Raw genomic sequence first — 18,685 nt, forward strand, 5'->3', positions numbered from 1 at the left:
GCGGGATGACACCTTCTCCCGCCGACCTCGTCATCACGGGGTGCACCGTCCTCGTGCACGACGGAGGGGACGACCACCCGGAGCGGATCGGCTTCCGCGAGGACGCCGCGATCGTCGTGCGGTCCGGCGTCGTCGAGTCCGTCATCGACGCCGACGAGGCGGCCGGCCTGCCCGCGGTCGAACGTCTCGACGCCCGCGGCCAGGTCGCGATGCCCGGACTGATCAACTGCCACACCCACGCCCCGATGGTCGCGCTGCGCGGCGCCGCGGAGGACCTGCCCACCGAGGAGTGGTTCAACGATGTCGTCTGGCCGGTCGAGTCCAACCTCACGGAACGGGACGTGGAGCTGGGGGCCCGGCTCGCCTGCGCCGAGATGATCCGGGCCGGCGTCACCTGCTTCGCGGACCACTACTTCGCGATGGACGCGGTCGCCGCCGTCGTCGAGGAGTGCGGCATCCGCGCCCATCTGGGCGAGGCCTACTTCTCCTCCCAGGGCCCAGGGGGGCGCGAGAAGAGCCTGGAGTTCGCGCTGCGGCACCGGGGCGCCGCCGGCGGCCGGATCACCACCGCCCTCGCCCCGCACGCCCCGTACACCGTGACCGACGCCGACCTCGCCGCCACCGCCGAACTCGCCCGCGCGCACGATCTGCCCGTGCACATCCACGCAGCCGAGAACCGCGACCAGACCGACACCAGCCTCGCCCGGTACGGCGTCACCCCCGTCGAGGTCCTGCACCGCACCGGACTCCTCGGGGAGACCGACCTGCTCCTCGCCCACGGCACCGGCATCCACGACCGCGACCTGCCCCTGCTGGAACGCGCGAACACCCGCACCGCCGTCGCCACCGCGCCACGCGGCTACCTGAAGTTCGGCTGGCCCACCACCACGCCCGTGCGCGCCCTGCGCTCCATCGGCATCCCGGTCGGACTCGCCACCGACGGCGCCGCCTCCAACAACTCCCTCGACGTGTGGGAGTCGATGGCGCTCACCGCGCTGATCCAGAAGTCCACCGAGGGCGACCCCCGCTGGCTGACGGCCCGGCAGGCACTGCACCACGCCACCGTGCAGAGCGCCCGTGCCGTCGGCCTCGGGGACACCGTGGGCCGTATCGCGCCGGGGCTGCGGGCAGACATCGTCCTGGTCGGGCTCGATGGTCCGCACACCCAGCCCGTCCACGACCTCGCGGCCACCCTGGTGCACAGCGCCCGTTCCAGCGACGTCCGTACCACCGTCGTCGACGGGCGGATCCTGATGCGGGACCGGGAACTGCTGACGCTCGACGTCGCCCCGGTCGTGGGGGAGTTGACGCGGCGCACGCCGGCCCTGCTGGACCGCGGTCACGGCCGGAGGATCCAGGAGTACGACACCTGAGCCGGACCGCACCGGAGAAGTACGCCGGAAAAATCTTCCGGAACCGCGATGAGTTCCGCCCCGCCGGACGGTCACCACTTCGAACGGGACCGTTGTACAGGAGGGACCATGTCGCTTCCGGAGATCGCTTCGCGCGAGGAGTGGCGCAAGGCGCGGGAGGAACTGCTGGTCAAGGAGAAGGCGGCGACACGCGCGCGTGACGCGCTCAATGCCGAGCGGCGTCGGCTGCCGATGGTCGAGATCGACACCGAGTACGTGTTCGAGGGGGGTGACGGCAAGGCCACCCTGCTCGACCTCTTCGAAGGCCGCGACCAGCTCGTCGTGTACCACTTCATGTTCGCGCCCGAGTGGGAGAGCGGCTGCCGCAGCTGCTCGGCCTTCCTCGACCAGGTCGGGCACCTCGCGCACCTGCACGCGCGCGGGACCACGTTCGCGGCCGTGTCCAGGGCGCCGTATCCGAGGATCCTGCCGTTCAAGGCGCGGATGGGGTGGACGCTGCCCTGGTACTCGTCCTTCGGGAACGACTTCAACCAGGACTTCGAGGTCACCCTGGACAGTGCGGGGGAGCTCGTCGAACGGCCGGGCGTGAGCTGCTTCCTGCGGGACCGGGACCGGGTCTTCCACACCTACTCGGCGTACGAACGCGGGCTGGACGGACTCGGCTCGACCGGCAGTTTCCTCGATCTGACGGCCCTGGGCCGGCAGGAGGAGTGGGAGGAGCCGAAGGGACGGGCCTCGGCCTTCGGGGCGCCCGCGGGCTCCGAGCGGATCCGGTACCACGACGAGTACGAGGAGTGAAACGGTCCGTAACGGAGAAGCCGGATTCCGTGCGACGCTCCTCACATTTCGGTGTGAACGTGTGTCAACTACGTCTCAGTCCCGTCACTTCGCGAAGCCGTTCTCCTCTGGAAGGCGTTAACTCCAACAAGTACGACGCTTTCTGGAGGTGCGAGGTGGTGAACGTGCGAAGGGTGCTCGAACGCTTTCCCGCAGGCGGGCCGCGAGGATCGTGGCCGGCGGAGGAGTTCGCGCAGGCACGTCGGCTGGAGGGCCTGCCCGCCGAGGTCGTCATGGACCTCGCCACGGACACGTTCCTGGTGATCGTCCGGGGCGGCGACGTCATGGAGTGAGCCGCTCCGGTCCGCCGTCCGCGCGGCGCCCGCCCGCGGTGCCGTACGGCCCCGGGCAGGTCCGGCGGCTCAGGCGCTGACCACCCGCGACCACGTGGGCGTCGTACCCATGATCCGGCACAGCGCCAGGTAGAGCGGGATCGGCGGGGTGTACGGGAACGTGCCGTCAGGGCGGTGGATCAGGCGCGGGGTGTGCGGGACCAGCGCCCCGGTGGCGTAGCGCGCGGGGGACGGCCACTCCAGGGCGTAGTCGGAGTCGGACGGGACCAGCCACCACCAGTGCGCCTCGTCTGCGTAGACGCACCCCACGCGGGGCAGCCGGGGCAGAACGAGCGGGCCGAAGCGGGCGGGAACCGCCACCGCGTCGCAGCCCAGCGGGGCCGTCATGCCGTCCGGCACGGACAGCCGTCGCGGCGGGTCCGCGGGGCGCAGCCCGCGTCCCAGACGGACCAAGGTGTCCAGACTGAGGATCGGTCCACCTCCGGTCGCGGCGCTCACACCCATTCGGCCCCCGTCTCGTGCTGCGATGCCTCAGGTACCACCGGGTACGCGCGCTGGTGCGCCTCGTCCTCGTCGTCCGAACCGCCGGACGGACCCGGCTTGGGGCGGGCGCCCCAGCCGAGATCGTCGTGCGGCGCCTCGGACCGGCGCGGCAGCTCGGCCCAGACCAGCAGGCCCGGACCGTGCTCGTGCGCGCCCCAGGAGTGCGCGAGGGCGTCGACGAGGAGCAATCCCCTCCCGTGCTCCTCCTCGGGCCTGGGCGGGGACGGGTGGGGAGCACCCGGAGCGCACCCCTCGTCACGTACCGCAATCCGCACCACTTCGTCGCCGTCGTGCAGCTCGCAGACGACGACGTCGCTCGCGGTGTGCATGATCGCGTTCGTGACCAGCTCCGACACCACCAGGGCGGCCGTGTCGCAGGTGTCCTCGCACACCGACCAGCCGGTCAGCCGGGAACGCGTCAGACGTCTGGCCTGAGCGGGGGAACCCGGACGAGCGGCCAGTTCGAAGCGGAACCGGCGCCCGGCAGCCACCCCCAGGGGGTCGGCTCCCGAAGCGGCGCCGAGGCCGAAACGGCCCACGGCGGCGTTTGTTCCTAAGGGCGCGGACGGAATCACGCTTGCCACTATCTCCCCGCCGTGAACACTTGGCAAGTGTCACTCTGAAAATTGCAGAGTGCTGTATGACGCGGTGAAGGGTCGTGGCACACTGCTCGCAACAGCATGTGAAGCGGCGCCAGTTGGGATCGCCGGAGGTCACCCCCGGTCTTCGAATGGATCTTCGAATGGCGCCGCTGGGCTGTGCAGATGCGGGCCGTGCGGTCGTCGCGGGCCGCGGCAGGTTTCGTCAGAGTCCAGAGTTCAGAGTTCCGTGTGTGGAGGTGCAGCGTGAGCGAACCGCGGTCCGCGCCGACCGTCGGTCAGGTCGTCCTCGGCCGCCGCTTGCAGGACCTGCGGGAACGCGCCGGCCTCAAGCGGGAGGAGGCGGCCCGCGTCCTGCGCGTCGCCCCCGCGACCGTCCGCCGTATGGAGACGGCCGAGGTCTCGCTCAAGATCCCGTACCTCCAGCTGCTCCTGAAGGCCTACGGTGTGCCCGACGACGAGGCCGAGGCCTTCGTGCAGCTCGCCGAGGACGCCAACAAGCCCGGCTGGTGGCAGCGGTTCCACGACATCCTGCCCGGCTGGTTCTCCATGTACGTCAGCCTGGAGGGGGCCGCCGCCCTCATCCGCAGCTACGAACCGCACTTCGTGCCCGGCCTCCTCCAGACCGAGGAGTACGCGCGCGGGGTGCTGCGATCGGGCGCCGTCGGACAGACCCGGCCCGAGGACATCGAGCGTCACGTCGACCTGCGCATGCAGCGCCAGGCACTCCTCACCCGCCAGGACGCACCCCGGCTGTGGGTCGTGATGGACGAGACGGTGCTGCTCCGCCCCGTCGGCGGCCCGGAGGTGATGCGGGCCCAGATCGGCAGACTGCTCGACGCCACGAAGCTGCCCAACGTGACGCTCCAGGTCGTCCCGTTCGCGACGGGACCGCATCCCGGCACGTACGGGCCCTTCGTGCTGTTCCGATTCGCCATGCCCGAACTTCCGGACATGGTCTACAGCGAGTACCTGACCGGCGCCGTCTACCTCGACGCGCGCGCCGAGGTGGCGACCCATCTCGAGGTCATGGACCGCATGGCGGCGCAGGCCGCCACGGCACATCGCACGAAGGAGATCCTCCGGGATCTCCGCAAGGAGTTGTGAATGGATCGCAGGATGTCCCACCCCGGGCCGCGGAACCGCAGCGAGCGGATCTACAACGGCATGCCCGCCCGGGAACTGGGCAGCGAGGGCTGGCACAAGCCGTGGAGCGGCGGCAACGGGGGCAACTGTCTGGAAGCCATGAAACTGGCCGACGGCCGTATCGCGGTCCGGCAGTCCACCGACCCCGACGGACCGGCACTGATCTACACCTCCGACGAGATGACCGCGTTCATCGAGGGCGCCAAGGCGGGTGAGGCGGACTTCCTGCTGTCCTGAACCAGCAGACCGATTCTTTGCTCATGGCTCAACTTCCTTATCTTGGTTCCGAATTGATCACCAACCGTGCTCGACGCCTACGGAGTGCCTCATGACCGGGCAGGACCCCACCGGACCCATCGGGATCGACACCAGCAAGCCGCATCCCGCGCGCATGTACGACTGGTACCTCGGCGGCAAGGACAACTACCCGGTCGACGAGGAGATGGGCAAGCAGATGCTGGCCCTCGACCCTCGTGTGCCGGTGATGGCACGGGTCAACCGCGCCTTCATGCACCGCGCCACGCGCTGGCTGGCCAAGAACGGCGTACGGCAGTTCCTGGACATCGGCACCGGCATACCGACCGAGCCCAACCTGCACCAGATCGCCCAGGGCGTCGCGCCCGACTCGCGCGTCGTCTACTGCGACAACGACCCCATCGTGCTGGCCCACGCGGCGGCCCTGCTGCGCAGCACTCCCGAGGGCGTGACCGAGTACCTCCAGGCCGACGTACGGGATCCGGCCACCATCATCGACGGGGCCGGGAAGATCCTGGACCTGAGCCGGCCGGTGGCGCTCTCCCTCGTCGCTCTGCTGCACTTCGTCTCCGACGAGGACGGCGCACACGAACTCGTCCGCAGCCTGCTGTCCGAACTGCCCTCCGGCAGCTACCTGATGATGACCCACGCCACCTCCGACTTCACCCCGGAGGACTCCGCGGCGGCGACCGAGAAGCTGAAGGCAGCGGGCATCACCCTCGCGCTGCGCTCCCGCGACGAGTTCGCCGGCTTCTTCGACGGGCTGGAACTGGTGGACCCAGGGGTCTCCGTGGTCGACGAGTGGCGTCCGGAACTGGGGGAGCCGGTGCCGGGGCAGGAGAACGGGATCATCCCCGGGTACGGGGCGGTGGGCCGGAAGCCGTAGGGGCGGCGGGCGCTCGGCTGCGGGGCGAGGCGGGACGGGCCGGGGCTGGGGCGCCTTTCGGCTGTAGGGAAGGGCGCCCGGTGCTCGGGCCGGGGTGGGGCGTCCTTCGGTTGCGGGCGGGGCCGCCAGGGGTTCGAGGTGGGCGCCGCTCGGTGACCGCGTGCCGCCGCCCGGCCTCGTTCACAGCGGCGGCAGCACCCCGCACAGGGCATCCAGGGCCGCCCCGTACGCGTGGTCCGACGGTGTCGCATAGCCGACCACGAGCCCGTCCGGGGCCGGCATGTCCGTCGTCGGGTGCCGGAACGCGGCGAGCCCGTCGAGCGCGAGGCCGCGCGACCCGGCCGCCCGCACCGTGGCCCGTTCGGTGCCGGGCGGCAGGCGCAGTACCGCGTGCAGCCCGGCGGCGACACCGGTCACCTCGACATGCGGCGCCTGCTCGGCGAGCGCGGCGACCAGACGGTCCCGGCGGCTCCGGTACCGCTGCCGCATCCGCCGCACATGACGGTCGTACGCCCCCTCGGCGATGAAGTCGGCGAGCGCCAGCTGGTCCAGGACGCTCGCCCACGCCTCGCGCTCGCCCTTCGCGGCCAGCACACCGTCGACGTACCGCTCCGGAAGCGCCATCCAGCCCAGCCGCAGCGCGGGTGACATGCTCTTGCTGACCGAACCGATGTGGATCACCCGCTCCGGGTCGAGGCCCTGGAGCGCGCCGACGGGTTTGCGGTCGTAGCGGAACTCCCCGTCGTAGTCGTCCTCCAGGACCACCCCGCCACGCCCGCGTGCCCAGTCGACGGCGGCGGCACGACGCGCCGGATGCAGCGGACCGCCCGTCGGGAACTGGTGGGCCGGCGTCAGCAGCACGGCCCGCTCACGCGCAAGCCGGCCGACACGGGCACCGTCCGCGTCCAGGGGCAGCGGGACCGTCCGCGCCCCGGCCGCCGCCAGCAACTCCCGGTGGAAACCGAGCCCGTACGCCTCCACGGCCAGCGGCCCGCGCAGCACCCCGCCGCCGAACAGCAGCCGCAGAGCGTGCGCGAAACCGGAGCAGATCACGATCCGGCCCGGCTCGGTCCGCACTCCGCGCGCGCGTGCCAGATACTCCGAGAGCGCCTCCCGCAGCTCCGGGCGGCCCGCTGGATCCCCGGGGCCGAACACCTCGTGAGGCGCCTGCTGGATCGCCCGCCGATACGAGGCGAGCCAGGTCGTACGCGGAAACGCCGACGCGTCCGGCGTGCCCTGCCGAAGGTCGTGCCGTGGTCCACGCGCGCGTACCGCCGCTTCTCGTGTGACACGGGCGGGGGCCCGGAGGGGCTCGGCGCGCTCGGCGACCCGGGTTCCCGCACCCTGGCGGGCCGTGAGCCAGCCCTCCGCGACCAGCTCGGCGTAGGCGTCGGCCACCGTGTTGCGGGCGACTCCCAGATCGGCGGCCAGTGAACGGTACGGGGGCAGCCGGGTGCCGGGAGCCAGTCGGCCGCCGCGCACGGCCTCCCGCAGCGCACGAGTCAGCGCGGCCCGCCGCCCGCCCGGCCCGGACAGGTCGAGATGCAGGTCGGCGCCGATCCGCTCCGCGGAATTGACCCACGAATCCGCCATGGAAATGCACCCTACAGCCAGTCTTTGCGGCTCATAGGTTGAGTGGCATGACGACGAACACGACCGCAACCGCCCCCGCCCCGACCGCGCTCGACGCGAGCCGCCTCGACCTCGCCAAGTCCGCCCCGAAGGTCTTCCGCGCCCTCATCGGCTTCGACGCCGCCGCCCGCGAGGGGCTCGACCCCGCGCTCGTCGAACTCGTCCAGATCCGCGCCTCGCATCTCAACCACTGCGCCTACTGCCTTCACATGCACACCAACGACGCCCGCAAGGCCGGTGAGAGCGAGGACCGGCTGCACATGGTCGCCGTGTGGCGCGAGGCGCGGCACTTCTTCACCGAGCGGGAGCAGGCCGCCCTCGCCCTCACCGAGGCCGTGACCCTGGTGGCGGACGGCGGCGTCCCCGACGACGTCCACGCCCGCGCCGCCGCCCACTTCGACGAGCGCGAACGGGCGCACCTGCTGGCCCTGATCCTCACGATCAACACCTGGAACCGGGTGGCCCTGGCGACGGGCAAGGTGGCGGGGACGGACGAGCGCGGCAACTGAGGCCGGCCGCGGACGGTTCGGCGCGGATCCGGTTCGCCGGGGGCCGTCCGCCGGGTCGGGGGCTTCAGACCCGCATGGGCCGGTCGTACGGCCCGATCGGTGCCGGCAGTGTCGCGCTCCCCGTGAGATGGCGGTCCACGGCCGCCGCCACCGCCCGCCCCTCCGCGATCGCCCACACGATCAGCGACTGCCCGCGCGCGGCGTCCCCGGCGGCGAACACCCCGGGGACATTGGTGGCGAACCCTGCGTCCCGCGCGATCGTGCCGCGCCGCTCCAGCCTCAGCCCCAACTGGTCGATGAGCCCGTCCTGCCGGTCGGGCCCGGAGAAACCCAGCGCCAGCAGCACCATGTCCGCGGGCAGCTCACGGCCCGTGTCCGGGAGAGGGCGTCGCCCCGCGTCCACCTCGACGAGGTGCAACGACCTCACGTGCCCGCCGGCGTCGCCGGTGAAGCGGAGCGTCGACGCCGCGAACAACCGCGCGTCGGCGTGCGCGGCCGGCGCGGTCCGCAGATCGCCGGCCTCCTCGTGCGCGGCCGACATCCGGTAGATCTTCGGATACGTCGGCCAGGGCTCGGCGTCCTCGTCGCGTTCCTCGCCGGGCTGGGTGTAGATGTCCAGCTGCGTCACGGACGCGGCGCGCTGCCGTACGGCGGTGCCGAGGCAGTCCGCCCCGGTGTCGCCGCCCCCGACGATCACGACATGCCTCCCGGCCGCGGACAGCGGGGAGACCTCCAGATCACCCTCGCAGACCCGGTTCGCCAGCGGCAGGTACTCCATCGCCTGATGAATTCCCGCCAGCTCCCGGCCGGTCACCGGCAGTTCACGCCACGCGGTCGCCCCGGTCGCGATCACCACGGCGTCGTAGCGCGACCGCAGCTCCAGGGCGCCGATGTCCCTGCCCACCACGGTCGACGTCCGGAACTTGGTCCCCTCCGCCTCCATCTGCTCCAGCCGCCGCTCGAGATGATGCTTCTCCATCTTGAACTCCGGGATGCCGTACCGCATCAGCCCGCCCAGCCGGTCGTCCCGCTCGTACACCGCCACGGTGTGACCCGCCCGCGTCAGCTGCTGGGCCGCCGCCAGCCCCGTGGGACCCGAACCGATCACCGCGACCGTGCTCCCGCTCAGCCGCTCCGGCGGCCGCGGCGGAGCGAAGCCCTCCGCCCAGGCCCGATCGGCTATCGCGCACTCGACGTTCTTGATCGTGACCGCCGGCTGGTTGATGGCGAGCACACACCCCGCCTCGCACGGGGCGGGACACAGCCGTCCGGTGAACTCCGGGAAGTTGTTGGTGGCGTGCAGCCGGTCGCTCGCCGCCCGCCAGTCGTCGCGGGAGACCAGGTCGTTCCACTCCGGGATCAGGTTGCCCAGCGGGCAGGCCTCGTGGCAGAACGGCACGCCGCAGTCCATGCAGCGGTCGGCCTGCTTGTTGATGATGGGCAGCAGCGCGCCCGGCACGTAGACCTCGTTCCAGTCCCGCACCCGTTCCTCGACGGGCCGGCGGGGCCAGTCCTGGCGAGGGGTGGTCATGAAACCCTTGGGATCGGCCATGGCCGTCTCCCTTGCGTACGCGTACGACAGCCCGTGAGACCCCGGGCGGCACCCTTCCAGCCACGATACGTCCCGTCCGCCACAGGCGCAGAGCGCGCGACAGCGCTTTCGGCGGCGGCTGCTCAGGACCGCCCCGGCAGGCCCGTCTCCTCGGCATCTCGTGGTGGCGGCGCTGTCATGCGACGGCCAGCACGTACGCCACGGCCGCCGCGGCCGAGGCCACCATGCGGACGTGGTTCCACGCCGTCCACTCCCTGACGTACCGACGCCAGTACGCGGCCGCCTCCGACGTCCCCGCGTCCAGTTCGACCAGCGCGTTGTTGCGCGGCACGTTCGCCCCCATGGTCACTGCGAACGAGCCGAACAGATACAACGCGCTGCCCACCAGCAACTCCACCGCCCCCTCGTCCGGCCACACCACCAGCGTCACGACGGCGATCGCCGCGCACAGCAGCGCCGAACCGAGGAAGACGACCATGAAGGCCGGCCGCACCGCGGTCACATTGATCGCCTTCATGGCGGCCACGCCCTGCGCGGGCGTCAGCGCCGCCAGACCTCGCATCACGAACGTCGAGAAGGCGCAGAACACCCCGGCCACCAGGCCGGTCCCGAGCACTCCCAGCACCGTCAGCACGAAGTACGGCCCATCGATCATGTCGCCCCTCATCCCTCGTCTCCCGCATCGGTCCGGGCCGGGGTCCGGAACCGGCGCCTCGGCCCGCCCGCACCGCCCACCCACAGTGAATCCCCCCGCGCGAACGCGGACCATGCGCCGTCGCCGCACGCCCATGAGCGAGCGTCCACCCGCCCGCGGCGGGGTGGCTTGGAGTGGGCAGTGCCGTTACGGGCCCGGGGCCCGCGGTGCCCCGGCGTCACCTGCCCGGGGCGGCGGGTTCTGGCACCCTCGGGCGGCTCGCCCACTCACCCGACGGAGTCGACCCCTGCCTCCCGCCACCCCCGCAGCACCGTCTCCACGGCCGGGGCGATACGCCGCCGGGCCTCGTATCTCGACACCCCGCCCATCAGCAACCGGTCGTACGGCGTGTCCAGATGCCGTACGGCCGCCACGACCGCCGACGTGACCGCACCCTCGGTGAGTGCCCGCCCTGCCGCACTCCGGCCCACACGCCCACTGCCCCGCACGGAGGCATGCGCCGCGATGGCCCTCGCCCGCTCGCCCGGGCAGCCGGGAAACAGCCGCAGGATCTCCGCCGTGAACACCTCGGTGAACCGCGTGTCCTCGGCCGCCCTGCGCCGGGCGTCCCGCGCCCGTCGCCGTCGCCGTGCCTCCGCGTCCGCCAGACACCGCTCCTCGGCCCTGGCCAGTCCCGCCTCCTCGACGAGGACCCCCTGATGCTCGTACCGACCCCCGCGTCGGTTGAACCGCACCACGACCACCGACAGCGTGCTCTCCTCCCGCGCCCGTAGCGTCAGCGCTGTGTCCCCGCGCGACAGGAACACCAGATGCCCGAGGTCGGCACAGTCGAGACAGCGCGGCGCACCCCCTTCGAGGACGAGCAGCGACAGCGGCCCGCGGCGGCAGGCCGAGCAGCGCGTCTTCTTCAGCGGCTGAACGGCGACAAATCCGGTACGGGGTGGGGGAGCCACGGGCGTTGCGGAGGGAGCCATGGGCACTGCCATGTTCGCTTCATGCCCGCGGGGCCCCAGGGTCTACTCCGGGCCGCCACCGAGGCTCTGGGCCCGGGGCCCCCACCTGGGGGGCATCATGGCTCTGTGCGACTTGAAGCGATCACCTGGGACCTGCTCGGCGAACGCCTTGCCGAGCGCCTGCTCCACCTGGAGCCGGCCGACGGCAGTCCCTGGCCGCGCATCGCCTTCGACGGCGCCCCGGCGGCCCGGCCCGGAGAACTCGCCCAGCGCGTCCACGAAGCGCTGCGCCTTCACGGGCGTCCGTCGCTGGTCGTCGGCACCGAGGGGTTTTTGCGCCCCGCATCTCTGCGTCTGGAGCACGGCCATCAGGACGTGGACTCCTACTACGACGACTGGTTCGACACCGGCGCGCTGTGGCGCGAGGTCTTCGGTCCCCTCGAACCTGGTGGGAACGGCCGGGTCCTGCCCGATCTGCGCGACCCGGCCACCGACCGCGCCACCCGCAGTCCGTACGCCCAACTCGCACCCGGTGGCTATTTGTTGCTGCACGGCCCCCTCCTGCTGCGTCACTGGTTCCCCTTCGACCTGACCATCCACCTTCTCCTCTCGCCCGGCGCGCTGCGCCGCCGCACCCCGGAGTCCGACCACTGGACCCTGCCCGCGTTCGAGCGCTACGAGCACGAGACCGACCCCGCGGGCACGGCCGACGTCCTGGTGCGCGCCGACGATCCACGCCGACCGGCATGGAACGGCTGAGCGGCTGCCCGAGCCTGGCCGGACTCCGGTGTCCGAATCACCTGACATCACCTGCACATCACCTGACAGTTGAATGCGCGTGCATGTAATCTCCGGCGTATGACGACTTCGGCATCCGCTGCTCCGGCATCCCCCGTCCCCTTCGACGACTCGGTGCGTGCCCTTCTCGACGGCAAGAACTTCGTCAGCGTCGCCACCATCGGCCCCGACGGCGCCCCGCAGAACTCGGTGGTCTGGGTGAAGCGCGAGGGTGACACCGTGCTCTTCTCCTCCACGGACGGTCGTCAGAAGGTGCGCAACCTCCGGCGCGACCCCCGCATCAGCCTGTCGGTCTTCGATCTCACCGACCCCTACACCTCCGTCGAGATCCGCGGCACCGCCGAGATCCTCCCGGACGACGACAAGAGGCTCCCTCGAGAGCTCTCCCACAAGTACCTCGGCATCGACCCTCCCGCCGAGAAGGACGACGAGGTCCGCGTGATCATCCGGATCGTGCCGCGGAAGGTCATCGGCTTCTCCGTCTGAGTGCCTTCCGGGGGCGGCCGACCGGCGGGGAGCTCCGGGTGCGGGCGCCCGGCGCCCCGGCGAGAATGTAGGGCGCCGGGACTAGCGGTGTGTCCTGCGCCGCGCCGGCCGTCCGGCATCGGGAGGTACTCCATGACCACTGCCGGAGACATCATGCACCGTGGTGCCCAGTGGATCCCCGTCCACGAGACCCTGGACCGCGCCGCCCAGCTGATGCGTGAGCTCAACGTCGGAGCCCTGCCCATCAGTGACGAGAACGAACGGCTCTGCGGCATCCTCACCGACCGGGACATCGTGGTCGGCTGCGTGGCCATGGGTCACGACCCGTCCAAGATCACGGCGGGTGAGATGGCCCAGGGCACGCCGCGCTGGATCGACGCGGGCGCCGATGTCAGCGAGGTGCTCCAGGAGATGGAGGACCACCAGATCCGCCGGCTTCCCGTCATCGAGAACAAGCGTCTGGTAGGCATGATCAGCGAGGCCGATCTCGCCCAGCACCTGACGGAGGACCAGATCGCCTCCTGGGTCGAGCGGGTCTACTCCGTGAGCACGGCGCGCTGACCTCGGGCCCTGTCTCGCCGGTGCCGCGGCCGTCCTGCCCGCGGCACCTCACCGTCTGTGCTCAGAGCCAGCCGTTGCGGCGGAACCCGCGGTACAGCACCAGGCAGGCGAGGGATATGACACCGATGACCATGCCGTAGCCGTACCGCCATTGGAGCTCCGGCATGTGCTCGAAGTTCATCCCGTACACCCCGCAGACCATCGTCGGCACCGCGATGATCGCCGCCCACGCGGTGATCTTCCGCATGTCCTCGTTCTGCGCGACCGTGACCTGGGCGAGGTGGGCCTGGAGGATCGAGTTGAGCAGCTCGTCGAAGGCCGCTATCTGTTCCGTGGCGCGCAGCAGGTGGTCGGACACGTCCCGGAAGTACGCCTGTATCTCCGGTTCGACCACTCGGATCGGCCTGGTGGCGAGGTCCTGCAGCGGACGCCCGAGCGGAACCACGGCACGCTTCAGCTCCAGCAGTTCACGCTTGAGCTGGTAGATGCGACCGGGGTCCGCCCGGGCCCCGTTCTCCGCGAACACGTCCGTCTCGACCTGCTCGATATCGGTCTGCACCGCGTCGATGACGTTGAGGTAGTCGTCGACCACGTGGTCCGCGACGGCGTGCAGCACCGCGGCCGGGCCCTTGGCCAGCTGGTGCGGATCGGCCTCCAGCTCCTCGCGCAGCGGACCCAGTGAGCCATGCCGTCCGTGCCGCACGGTGATCGCGAAGTCCTGGCCGACGAACACCATGATCTCGCCGGTGTTCACCACCTCGCTCGTGGCCGTCAGTTCCTCGTGGTCGACGTAGCAGACCGTCTTGAACACGGCGAACAGCGTCTCCCCGTACCGCTCCAGCTTCGGGCGCTGATGGGCCTCGATCGCGTCCTCGACGGCCAGCGGGTGCAGGTCGAACAGGTCGGCGATGCCGGCGAACTCCCGGACCGTCGGCTCGTGGAGGCCGAGCCAGACGAAGCCGCCGCCGCTCTTGCGTACTTGCTCCACCGTGGCGACCAGGTCGCCCAGGTCGCCTCCGACGGGAACTCGGGCGCCGTTCTCGTACGCCACACAGTTGACCACCGAGGAGCCCAGCGGGGATCGCGCGGGGTGGCTCAGGTCGACCCGCTTGCCCCGCCGGGCCAGCCGCGCCATCTTGCGCAGGCCGTTGACCGAGCCGAGGCTCGTGACCTTCCGCAGATTCCCTGCCATGGACATCCGGATCTCCTTGCTCGATCCCCTCGCGCCGCATTTCTGCGCCTGTCGCGCCAGTGTGCCAGGACCGAGGGAGCGACGGGTAACCCTGTGGGAACAGCTGGTTCCGCTTGGTTCCGGCCTGTGGACAAGGGGAGTTGTCCGGGTGGACCACGGAAGCTGTCCGGGTGGACGAGGGGAGCTGTCCGTAGGGGCAAGGGGAGCTGTCCGGAGGGACGCCGCCGGTCTTCGGTCGCCCTGTTCGTTTCTTGTTCGTTCCCTGTCGGGACTTCCCGGTGACGCCGTTTCGATGCATACGGCGTACGGGATCCCGTGGGACCACGCCCATCGAGCGTCGGCTACCACCGGCAAGTCGGATAAATGGGATGATCTGCCCATGACGCTGACTGAAGGGCATCTCCTGGAAATTGGACAGTCCAGTGCGAGCGCGCGCTTCGACGCCCTCGCCACCCTCTTCGACCCCATGACACTCCGGCACATCGAAGACTTCGGCATCGGACTCGGCTGGCGATGCTGGGAGGTCGGCGCGGGCGGCCGTTCCCTGGTGCCCTGGCTGGCCAAGAAGGTCGGGCCGACCGGCAAGGTGGTCGCGACGGACGTCGACACCTCGTGGGTCACCACACTCGCCCGCCCGCCCATCGAGGTGCGGGTGCACGACGTGGCGGCGCAGGAGCCGCCGGGGGAGCGGTTCGACCTGGTGCACGCCCGGCTCGTCCTCAGCCATGTGCCGGACCCCGAGCGGGCGTTGCGATCCATGATCAAGGCGCTGCGCCCGGGCGGACGGCTCTTGGTCGAGGAGACCGACCTCGGCCTCCAGCCCCTGGTCTGCCCCGACGAGTGCGGCCCCGAGGAACAACTGGCCAACCGGCTGAGGAAGGGCATGGGCCGGCTCCTCGCCGGCCGCGGTATCGACGTCGCCCACGGCCGCAGGCTCCCACGGCTCCTGCGCGAGTTCGGCCTGCGCCGGGTCGAGGCCGGTACGCACTTTCCGATGGCGACGCCGGCCTGCGCCGCGCTGGAGTCCGTCACGATCGAGCGGCTCCGCGATCAGCTCATCGCGGCCGGCTATGCCTCGGAGCGGGCCATCGACCGCCATCTGGCCAACATCGCGGTCGGCACCATGGACCTGGCCGCCGTGCCGATGGTCTCGGCGTGGGGGCGTAAGCCATAAACGAACGCAGCCGCCGAGCGTCCCACAGTGCCGTAGCCCGTAGCCCGTAGCCCGTAGCCCCGCCGATACTTTGTGCGGGTCGGCCGCCATTTACCGTCGGCGCCCCGGTAGCTGACGGTTGAACAGCTGACGGATGCGCAGCTGACAGGTGAACACGCAGAGCGCCAGTCGACAGGGAGACGGCCGTCAGCCGTCCGAGGCCGGTCGTCGGTCGTCCGAGGCCGGTCCTCGGTCGTCCCAGATCGGTCGTCGGTCGTCAGAGTCCGGCGGCCGGCCGAGGTCTGCCGCCTACCTGCTCGACCGCTCGCGCACCCGCCAGGCACCCCTGGGCCGCCGCGTCCTCGGGCTCGGCGCCGGCGAGCAGGGCGGTGAGGAACGCGCCGGTGAACGCGTCGCCCGCCCCGGTGGTGTCCCGAGGCGTCGCCGGTGCGGCGGGCAGCCGGGCATGCACGGCCCCGGACCGGGCGACCAGCGCCCCGTCCGCTCCCAGCTTGGCGACGACCAGCGGGACGTGGCGGCTCAGCTTCGCCGCCGCGTCCCCCGCGTCGGGCAGCCCGGTGAGCAGGCACGCCTCGTCCCTGCTCGGCAGCAGCACCTCCACCCCGTCGAGGGAGGCCAGAAAACGGTCGACGCCCAGGCCCACCAGGAAACCGGTCGACGCCGGATCCAGACTCACCGGCACTCCACGCGCGCGTGCCGACGCCAGGGCCGTCGTCACCAGTGCCCGGCCCGACTCGGAGAACAGCAGGTAGCCGGACAGGTGCAGCCACGCGACCCCGTCGAGCAAGGCGTCCGACCAGTCGCCGGGCTCCAGACGCAGCGAGGCGCCGCTGTCGGTGAGGAACGTGCGCTCGGCCGAAGCGCCCGTGTCGACGAGGGAGATCACCGTGCCCGTCGGCGCGTCAGGATCGACGACCAGACGCCCGTGCACCCCTGCCGCGGCCAGCTCCCGCTCGTGCCACGCCGCCGAGTCCGCGCCCACCCGCCCGAGCAGGCGTACCTCCGCACACCCCCAATGGGCCGCCCAGCACGCCACGTTCGCGCCCGCGCCGCCCGGCAGCGTACGGATCGCCGCCTTCGTGTCGGTACCCGCGGCCAACGGCCCCGAATGCAGGGCGACCACGTCCGTCACCACGTCCCCGACCACCAGCAGGGCCCCGTCCCGGGAGCCGCCGCGGGTCGTGCCGGCTGCCGCCCGCGCGGACGACCCCGGCCCGATCACGCCCCGGCCCAGGCCGCCGCGATCCGTCCCGCCAGCCGTACGTTGCCGCGTACCGCGGCGAGATTGGCGCTCAGCGAGGCACCGTCGGTGTGCCGTACCAGGTGGTCCAGAAGGAAGGGGGTGACGGCCTGACCCCTGACTCCCTCCTCCTCGCAGGCGCGCAGCGCGTCGGCGAGTACACGTGCGTGGAGCTCGGGATCCAGTTGCTCCGACTCGGGGACCGGGTTGGCCACGATCAGCGCCGAGTCCGGGACGCCGAGCGTGTCCTGAGCCCGCATCACCTCCGCCACCTGCTGCGGGGTGTCCAAGGTCCAGTCCACCGGGTGTCCCGAGTCGGAGAGGTAGAAGCCGGGGAAGCGCTCCGTGCCGTACCCGGCCACCGCGATGCCCAGCGTCTCCAGACGCTGCAAGGTCGCCGGTACGTCCAGGATCGACTTCACGCCCGCGCACACCACCGTGATCCTCGTGCGGGCCAGCAGGCCCAGGTCGGCCGACTCGTCCTGTGTCTCCGTCCAGTTCCGGTGCACCCCTCCGAGCCCTCCGGTGGCGAACACCCGTACGCCGGCCAGCGCGGCCAGCAGCGCCGTGGCGGACACCGTGGTCGCGCCGCTCGCGCCGCGGGCCGCGGCGAGGGCGAGGTCGCGATGGCCCAGCTTGCGGATGCCCTCCTCGTTGGCGACGCGTTCCAGCTGCTCCTTGTCCAGTCCCACGCGGGGCCGCCCGTCCAGCACGGCGATCGTCGCGGGGACGGCCCCCTCCTGCCGTACGGCCTCCTCCAGCTCCAGCGCCACCTGCAGGTTGCGCGGGCGCGGCAGTCCGTGGGCGATGATCGTGGACTCCAGCGCCACCACGGGCCGACGCTCGCGGACCGCCTCCCGTACCTCTTCCGACACCACCAGCGTCACGCGCCTGCCTCCTGTCCCTCGGTCTTCCCTCATCCCTGGCGGGCGGCAGGGTCCGTCAAACCCTTGCGGCCGACCAGGGCCGACATCAGCCTGGTGACATAACCGACAACACGACACGACTCGATCACGTCGTCCTCTGGGTGCGCGACCCGGTCGCGGCCGCCGACTTCTACGAGAAGGCGGTCGGCCTCGAGCCCCTGAGGGTCGCCGAGTTCACCGCGGGTGAGGTGTCCTTCCCCTCCGTACGTCTCAACGAGGAGTCCATCTTCGACCTGGCACCCTTCGCCCTCGCCGAGGGCATGGACGTGCTCCCTGGCGCCGCCGCGAGCGCCGGCCACCCCGTGAACCACGTCTGCCTGGCGCTGTCGGAGCACGACTTCGACGCACTGCGGGCACGCCTGGAGGAAGGCGGCGTCCCTGTCTCCGGCATCTCCCGCGACGCCTTCGGCGCGCGTGGCGCGGCCCGGCGCAGCTTCTACTTCCGCGACCCGGACGGCAACATCCTGGAGGCACGGCACTACGCCTGACACGGCGCGCGCCAGGCGCTCAGAACAGCGGCTCGGGGAGCACGCCCTCCAGCGCCAGCAGCTGCCGCTTGGTCTCCAGTCCGCCGCCGAACCCGCCGATGCCGCCGTCGCTCTCCACGACCCGGTGGCAGGGCACGACCACCGGCAGCGGATTGGACCCCATGGCCGCACCCACGGCCTGGGCCGCGCCCGGCTGACCGACCCGGTCGGCGAGGTCGCCGTAGCCCACCACAGTGCCGAACGGCACGCCGGAGGCCAGCTCACGCAGCACCTGCCGGTTGAAGCCCGAGATCAACGACCAGTCCAGCGGCAGCCGGAAGTCGCGCCGGTCACCCGCGAAGTAGGACCTCAGCTGACGTATCGCCTCGGTCAGCAGAGGGGAGTCGGGTGCCTCGGCCGGCTGCGCGCCCAGCCGCGACGCCAGCCGGTCGAGCGCCTTGTCGCGCACCGCGTCCGTGGCGTGGAACACGACGTTGACCAGGCCCGCGGACGTCGCGGCCAGCAGCAGCGGACCGATGTCGCTGTCGACGACGGTCCACACGACCTGCTGCTCGTACTGCCCATGGCTGTCCATGCGCCCACCGTAC

General features: G+C 71.5%; 22 protein-coding genes. 12 read left to right on the forward strand and 10 right to left on the reverse strand.

Features of this window, described 5'->3' with window-relative positions:
- The first annotated feature begins 5 nt into the window (after window positions 1-5).
- The 3 genes from DN051_RS28565 (at window position 6) to DN051_RS45920 (ending at window position 2,503) form a co-directional block, all read left to right on the forward strand.
- On the forward strand, window positions 6-1,373 hold the full coding sequence (locus tag DN051_RS28565; RefSeq protein WP_112439776.1) for an amidohydrolase: 1,368 nt from the start codon (window positions 6-8) through the stop codon (window positions 1,371-1,373).
- A gap of 108 nt (window positions 1,374-1,481) precedes the next feature.
- Window positions 1,482-2,171 carry a DUF899 domain-containing protein gene (locus tag DN051_RS28570; RefSeq protein ID WP_053763214.1) on the forward strand — a complete coding sequence of 230 codons (690 nt, stop codon included), beginning with the start codon at window positions 1,482-1,484 and terminating at the stop codon, window positions 2,169-2,171.
- Window positions 2,172-2,329: 158 nt separating this feature from the next.
- Window positions 2,330-2,503 (forward strand): hypothetical protein, encoded by a 174-nt coding sequence (locus DN051_RS45920; RefSeq protein ID WP_199314701.1) that lies wholly within the window; start codon window positions 2,330-2,332, stop codon window positions 2,501-2,503.
- A gap of 69 nt (window positions 2,504-2,572) precedes the next feature.
- Here the strand turns inward: DN051_RS45920 and DN051_RS28575 are convergent, their stop codons facing one another.
- Both DN051_RS28575 and DN051_RS28580 read right to left on the reverse strand, forming a co-directional pair.
- Window positions 2,573-3,007 (reverse strand): hypothetical protein, encoded by a 435-nt coding sequence (locus tag DN051_RS28575; protein ID WP_053763213.1) that lies wholly within the window; start codon window positions 3,005-3,007, stop codon window positions 2,573-2,575.
- A complete protein-coding gene (locus DN051_RS28580; protein WP_053763212.1) occupies window positions 2,998-3,630 on the reverse strand; it encodes an ATP-binding protein in 633 nt (210 codons plus the stop codon). Before DN051_RS28580 ends, DN051_RS28575 begins: the two co-directional genes overlap by 10 nt.
- Before the next feature lie 261 nt (window positions 3,631-3,891).
- Between DN051_RS28580 and DN051_RS28585 the strand changes: the two genes are divergently transcribed.
- The 3 genes from DN051_RS28585 to DN051_RS28595 all read left to right on the forward strand — a co-directional run bounded on the left by DN051_RS28585 (window position 3,892) and on the right by DN051_RS28595 (window position 5,932).
- The gene (locus DN051_RS28585) at window positions 3,892-4,752 is read left to right on the forward strand and encodes a helix-turn-helix domain-containing protein (RefSeq protein ID WP_053763211.1); all 861 of its coding nucleotides are present in this window, start codon (window positions 3,892-3,894) and stop codon (window positions 4,750-4,752) included.
- Window positions 4,753-5,028 (forward strand): DUF397 domain-containing protein, encoded by a 276-nt coding sequence (locus DN051_RS28590; RefSeq protein WP_053763210.1) that lies wholly within the window; start codon window positions 4,753-4,755, stop codon window positions 5,026-5,028.
- A 91-nt stretch (window positions 5,029-5,119) separates the two neighbouring features.
- Window positions 5,120-5,932, forward strand: coding sequence for an SAM-dependent methyltransferase (locus DN051_RS28595; RefSeq protein ID WP_053763209.1), 813 nt, complete (start codon window positions 5,120-5,122; stop codon window positions 5,930-5,932).
- A gap of 180 nt (window positions 5,933-6,112) precedes the next feature.
- Here the strand turns inward: DN051_RS28595 and pdxR are convergent, their stop codons facing one another.
- Window positions 6,113-7,525, reverse strand: a complete 1,413-nt coding sequence (gene pdxR, locus DN051_RS28600) for a MocR-like pyridoxine biosynthesis transcription factor PdxR (RefSeq protein ID WP_112439777.1) — start codon at window positions 7,523-7,525, stop codon at window positions 6,113-6,115.
- A gap of 47 nt (window positions 7,526-7,572) precedes the next feature.
- On the opposite strand from pdxR, the gene DN051_RS28605 reads away from it, so the two are divergent.
- Entirely contained in the window at window positions 7,573-8,073 is a 501-nt protein-coding gene (locus DN051_RS28605; RefSeq protein ID WP_053763207.1) for a carboxymuconolactone decarboxylase family protein, read from the forward strand.
- A 64-nt stretch (window positions 8,074-8,137) separates the two neighbouring features.
- On the opposite strand, the gene DN051_RS28610 is transcribed toward DN051_RS28605, so the two are convergent.
- The 3 genes from DN051_RS28610 to DN051_RS28620 all read right to left on the reverse strand — a co-directional run bounded on the left by DN051_RS28610 (window position 8,138) and on the right by DN051_RS28620 (window position 11,254).
- The gene (locus DN051_RS28610) at window positions 8,138-9,625 is read right to left on the reverse strand and encodes a glutamate synthase subunit beta (protein ID WP_053763206.1); all 1,488 of its coding nucleotides are present in this window, start codon (window positions 9,623-9,625) and stop codon (window positions 8,138-8,140) included.
- A gap of 175 nt (window positions 9,626-9,800) precedes the next feature.
- A complete protein-coding gene (locus DN051_RS28615; protein WP_112439778.1) occupies window positions 9,801-10,280 on the reverse strand; it encodes an anthrone oxygenase family protein in 480 nt (159 codons plus the stop codon).
- Between the two features lie 266 nt (window positions 10,281-10,546).
- Window positions 10,547-11,254, reverse strand: a complete 708-nt coding sequence (locus tag DN051_RS28620; protein ID WP_112442492.1) for a DUF2293 domain-containing protein — start codon at window positions 11,252-11,254, stop codon at window positions 10,547-10,549.
- Window positions 11,255-11,359: 105 nt separating this feature from the next.
- On the opposite strand from DN051_RS28620, the gene DN051_RS28625 reads away from it, so the two are divergent.
- The 3 genes from DN051_RS28625 to DN051_RS28635 all read left to right on the forward strand — a co-directional run bounded on the left by DN051_RS28625 (window position 11,360) and on the right by DN051_RS28635 (window position 13,078).
- Complete coding sequence (locus DN051_RS28625; RefSeq protein WP_112439779.1) at window positions 11,360-11,992, forward strand: nucleoside/nucleotide kinase family protein; 633 nt, start codon at window positions 11,360-11,362, stop codon at window positions 11,990-11,992.
- A 99-nt stretch (window positions 11,993-12,091) separates the two neighbouring features.
- Entirely contained in the window at window positions 12,092-12,517 is a 426-nt protein-coding gene (locus tag DN051_RS28630; protein ID WP_053763204.1) for a PPOX class F420-dependent oxidoreductase, read from the forward strand.
- Between the two features lie 132 nt (window positions 12,518-12,649).
- Complete coding sequence (locus DN051_RS28635; protein ID WP_053763203.1) at window positions 12,650-13,078, forward strand: CBS domain-containing protein; 429 nt, start codon at window positions 12,650-12,652, stop codon at window positions 13,076-13,078.
- A gap of 61 nt (window positions 13,079-13,139) precedes the next feature.
- Here the strand turns inward: DN051_RS28635 and DN051_RS28640 are convergent, their stop codons facing one another.
- Window positions 13,140-14,276 (reverse strand): magnesium and cobalt transport protein CorA, encoded by a 1,137-nt coding sequence (locus DN051_RS28640; protein WP_053763202.1) that lies wholly within the window; start codon window positions 14,274-14,276, stop codon window positions 13,140-13,142.
- A gap of 373 nt (window positions 14,277-14,649) precedes the next feature.
- On the opposite strand from DN051_RS28640, the gene DN051_RS28645 reads away from it, so the two are divergent.
- On the forward strand, window positions 14,650-15,444 hold the full coding sequence (locus DN051_RS28645) for a methyltransferase domain-containing protein (RefSeq protein WP_053763201.1): 795 nt from the start codon (window positions 14,650-14,652) through the stop codon (window positions 15,442-15,444).
- Window positions 15,445-15,700: 256 nt separating this feature from the next.
- Here DN051_RS28645 and DN051_RS28650 read toward each other — a convergent pair whose 3' ends face one another.
- Window positions 15,701-16,663: a carbohydrate kinase family protein gene (locus tag DN051_RS28650; RefSeq protein WP_053763227.1), complete on the reverse strand. Its 963-nt coding sequence runs from the start codon at window positions 16,661-16,663 to the stop codon at window positions 15,701-15,703.
- Complete coding sequence (locus tag DN051_RS28655) at window positions 16,663-17,571, reverse strand: pseudouridine-5'-phosphate glycosidase (RefSeq protein ID WP_112439780.1); 909 nt, start codon at window positions 17,569-17,571, stop codon at window positions 16,663-16,665. Before DN051_RS28655 ends, DN051_RS28650 begins: the two co-directional genes overlap by 1 nt.
- Before the next feature lie 98 nt (window positions 17,572-17,669).
- On the opposite strand from DN051_RS28655, the gene DN051_RS28660 reads away from it, so the two are divergent.
- Window positions 17,670-18,098, forward strand: coding sequence for a VOC family protein (locus DN051_RS28660; RefSeq protein ID WP_053763199.1), 429 nt, complete (start codon window positions 17,670-17,672; stop codon window positions 18,096-18,098).
- A gap of 19 nt (window positions 18,099-18,117) precedes the next feature.
- Here DN051_RS28660 and DN051_RS28665 read toward each other — a convergent pair whose 3' ends face one another.
- Window positions 18,118-18,672 carry a methylated-DNA--[protein]-cysteine S-methyltransferase gene (locus DN051_RS28665; protein WP_053763198.1) on the reverse strand — a complete coding sequence of 185 codons (555 nt, stop codon included), beginning with the start codon at window positions 18,670-18,672 and terminating at the stop codon, window positions 18,118-18,120.
- Window positions 18,673-18,685 lie beyond the last annotated feature (13 nt).

The sequence above is a fragment of the Streptomyces cadmiisoli genome, from assembly GCF_003261055.1.
Taxonomy (GTDB): domain Bacteria; phylum Actinomycetota; class Actinomycetes; order Streptomycetales; family Streptomycetaceae; genus Streptomyces; species Streptomyces cadmiisoli.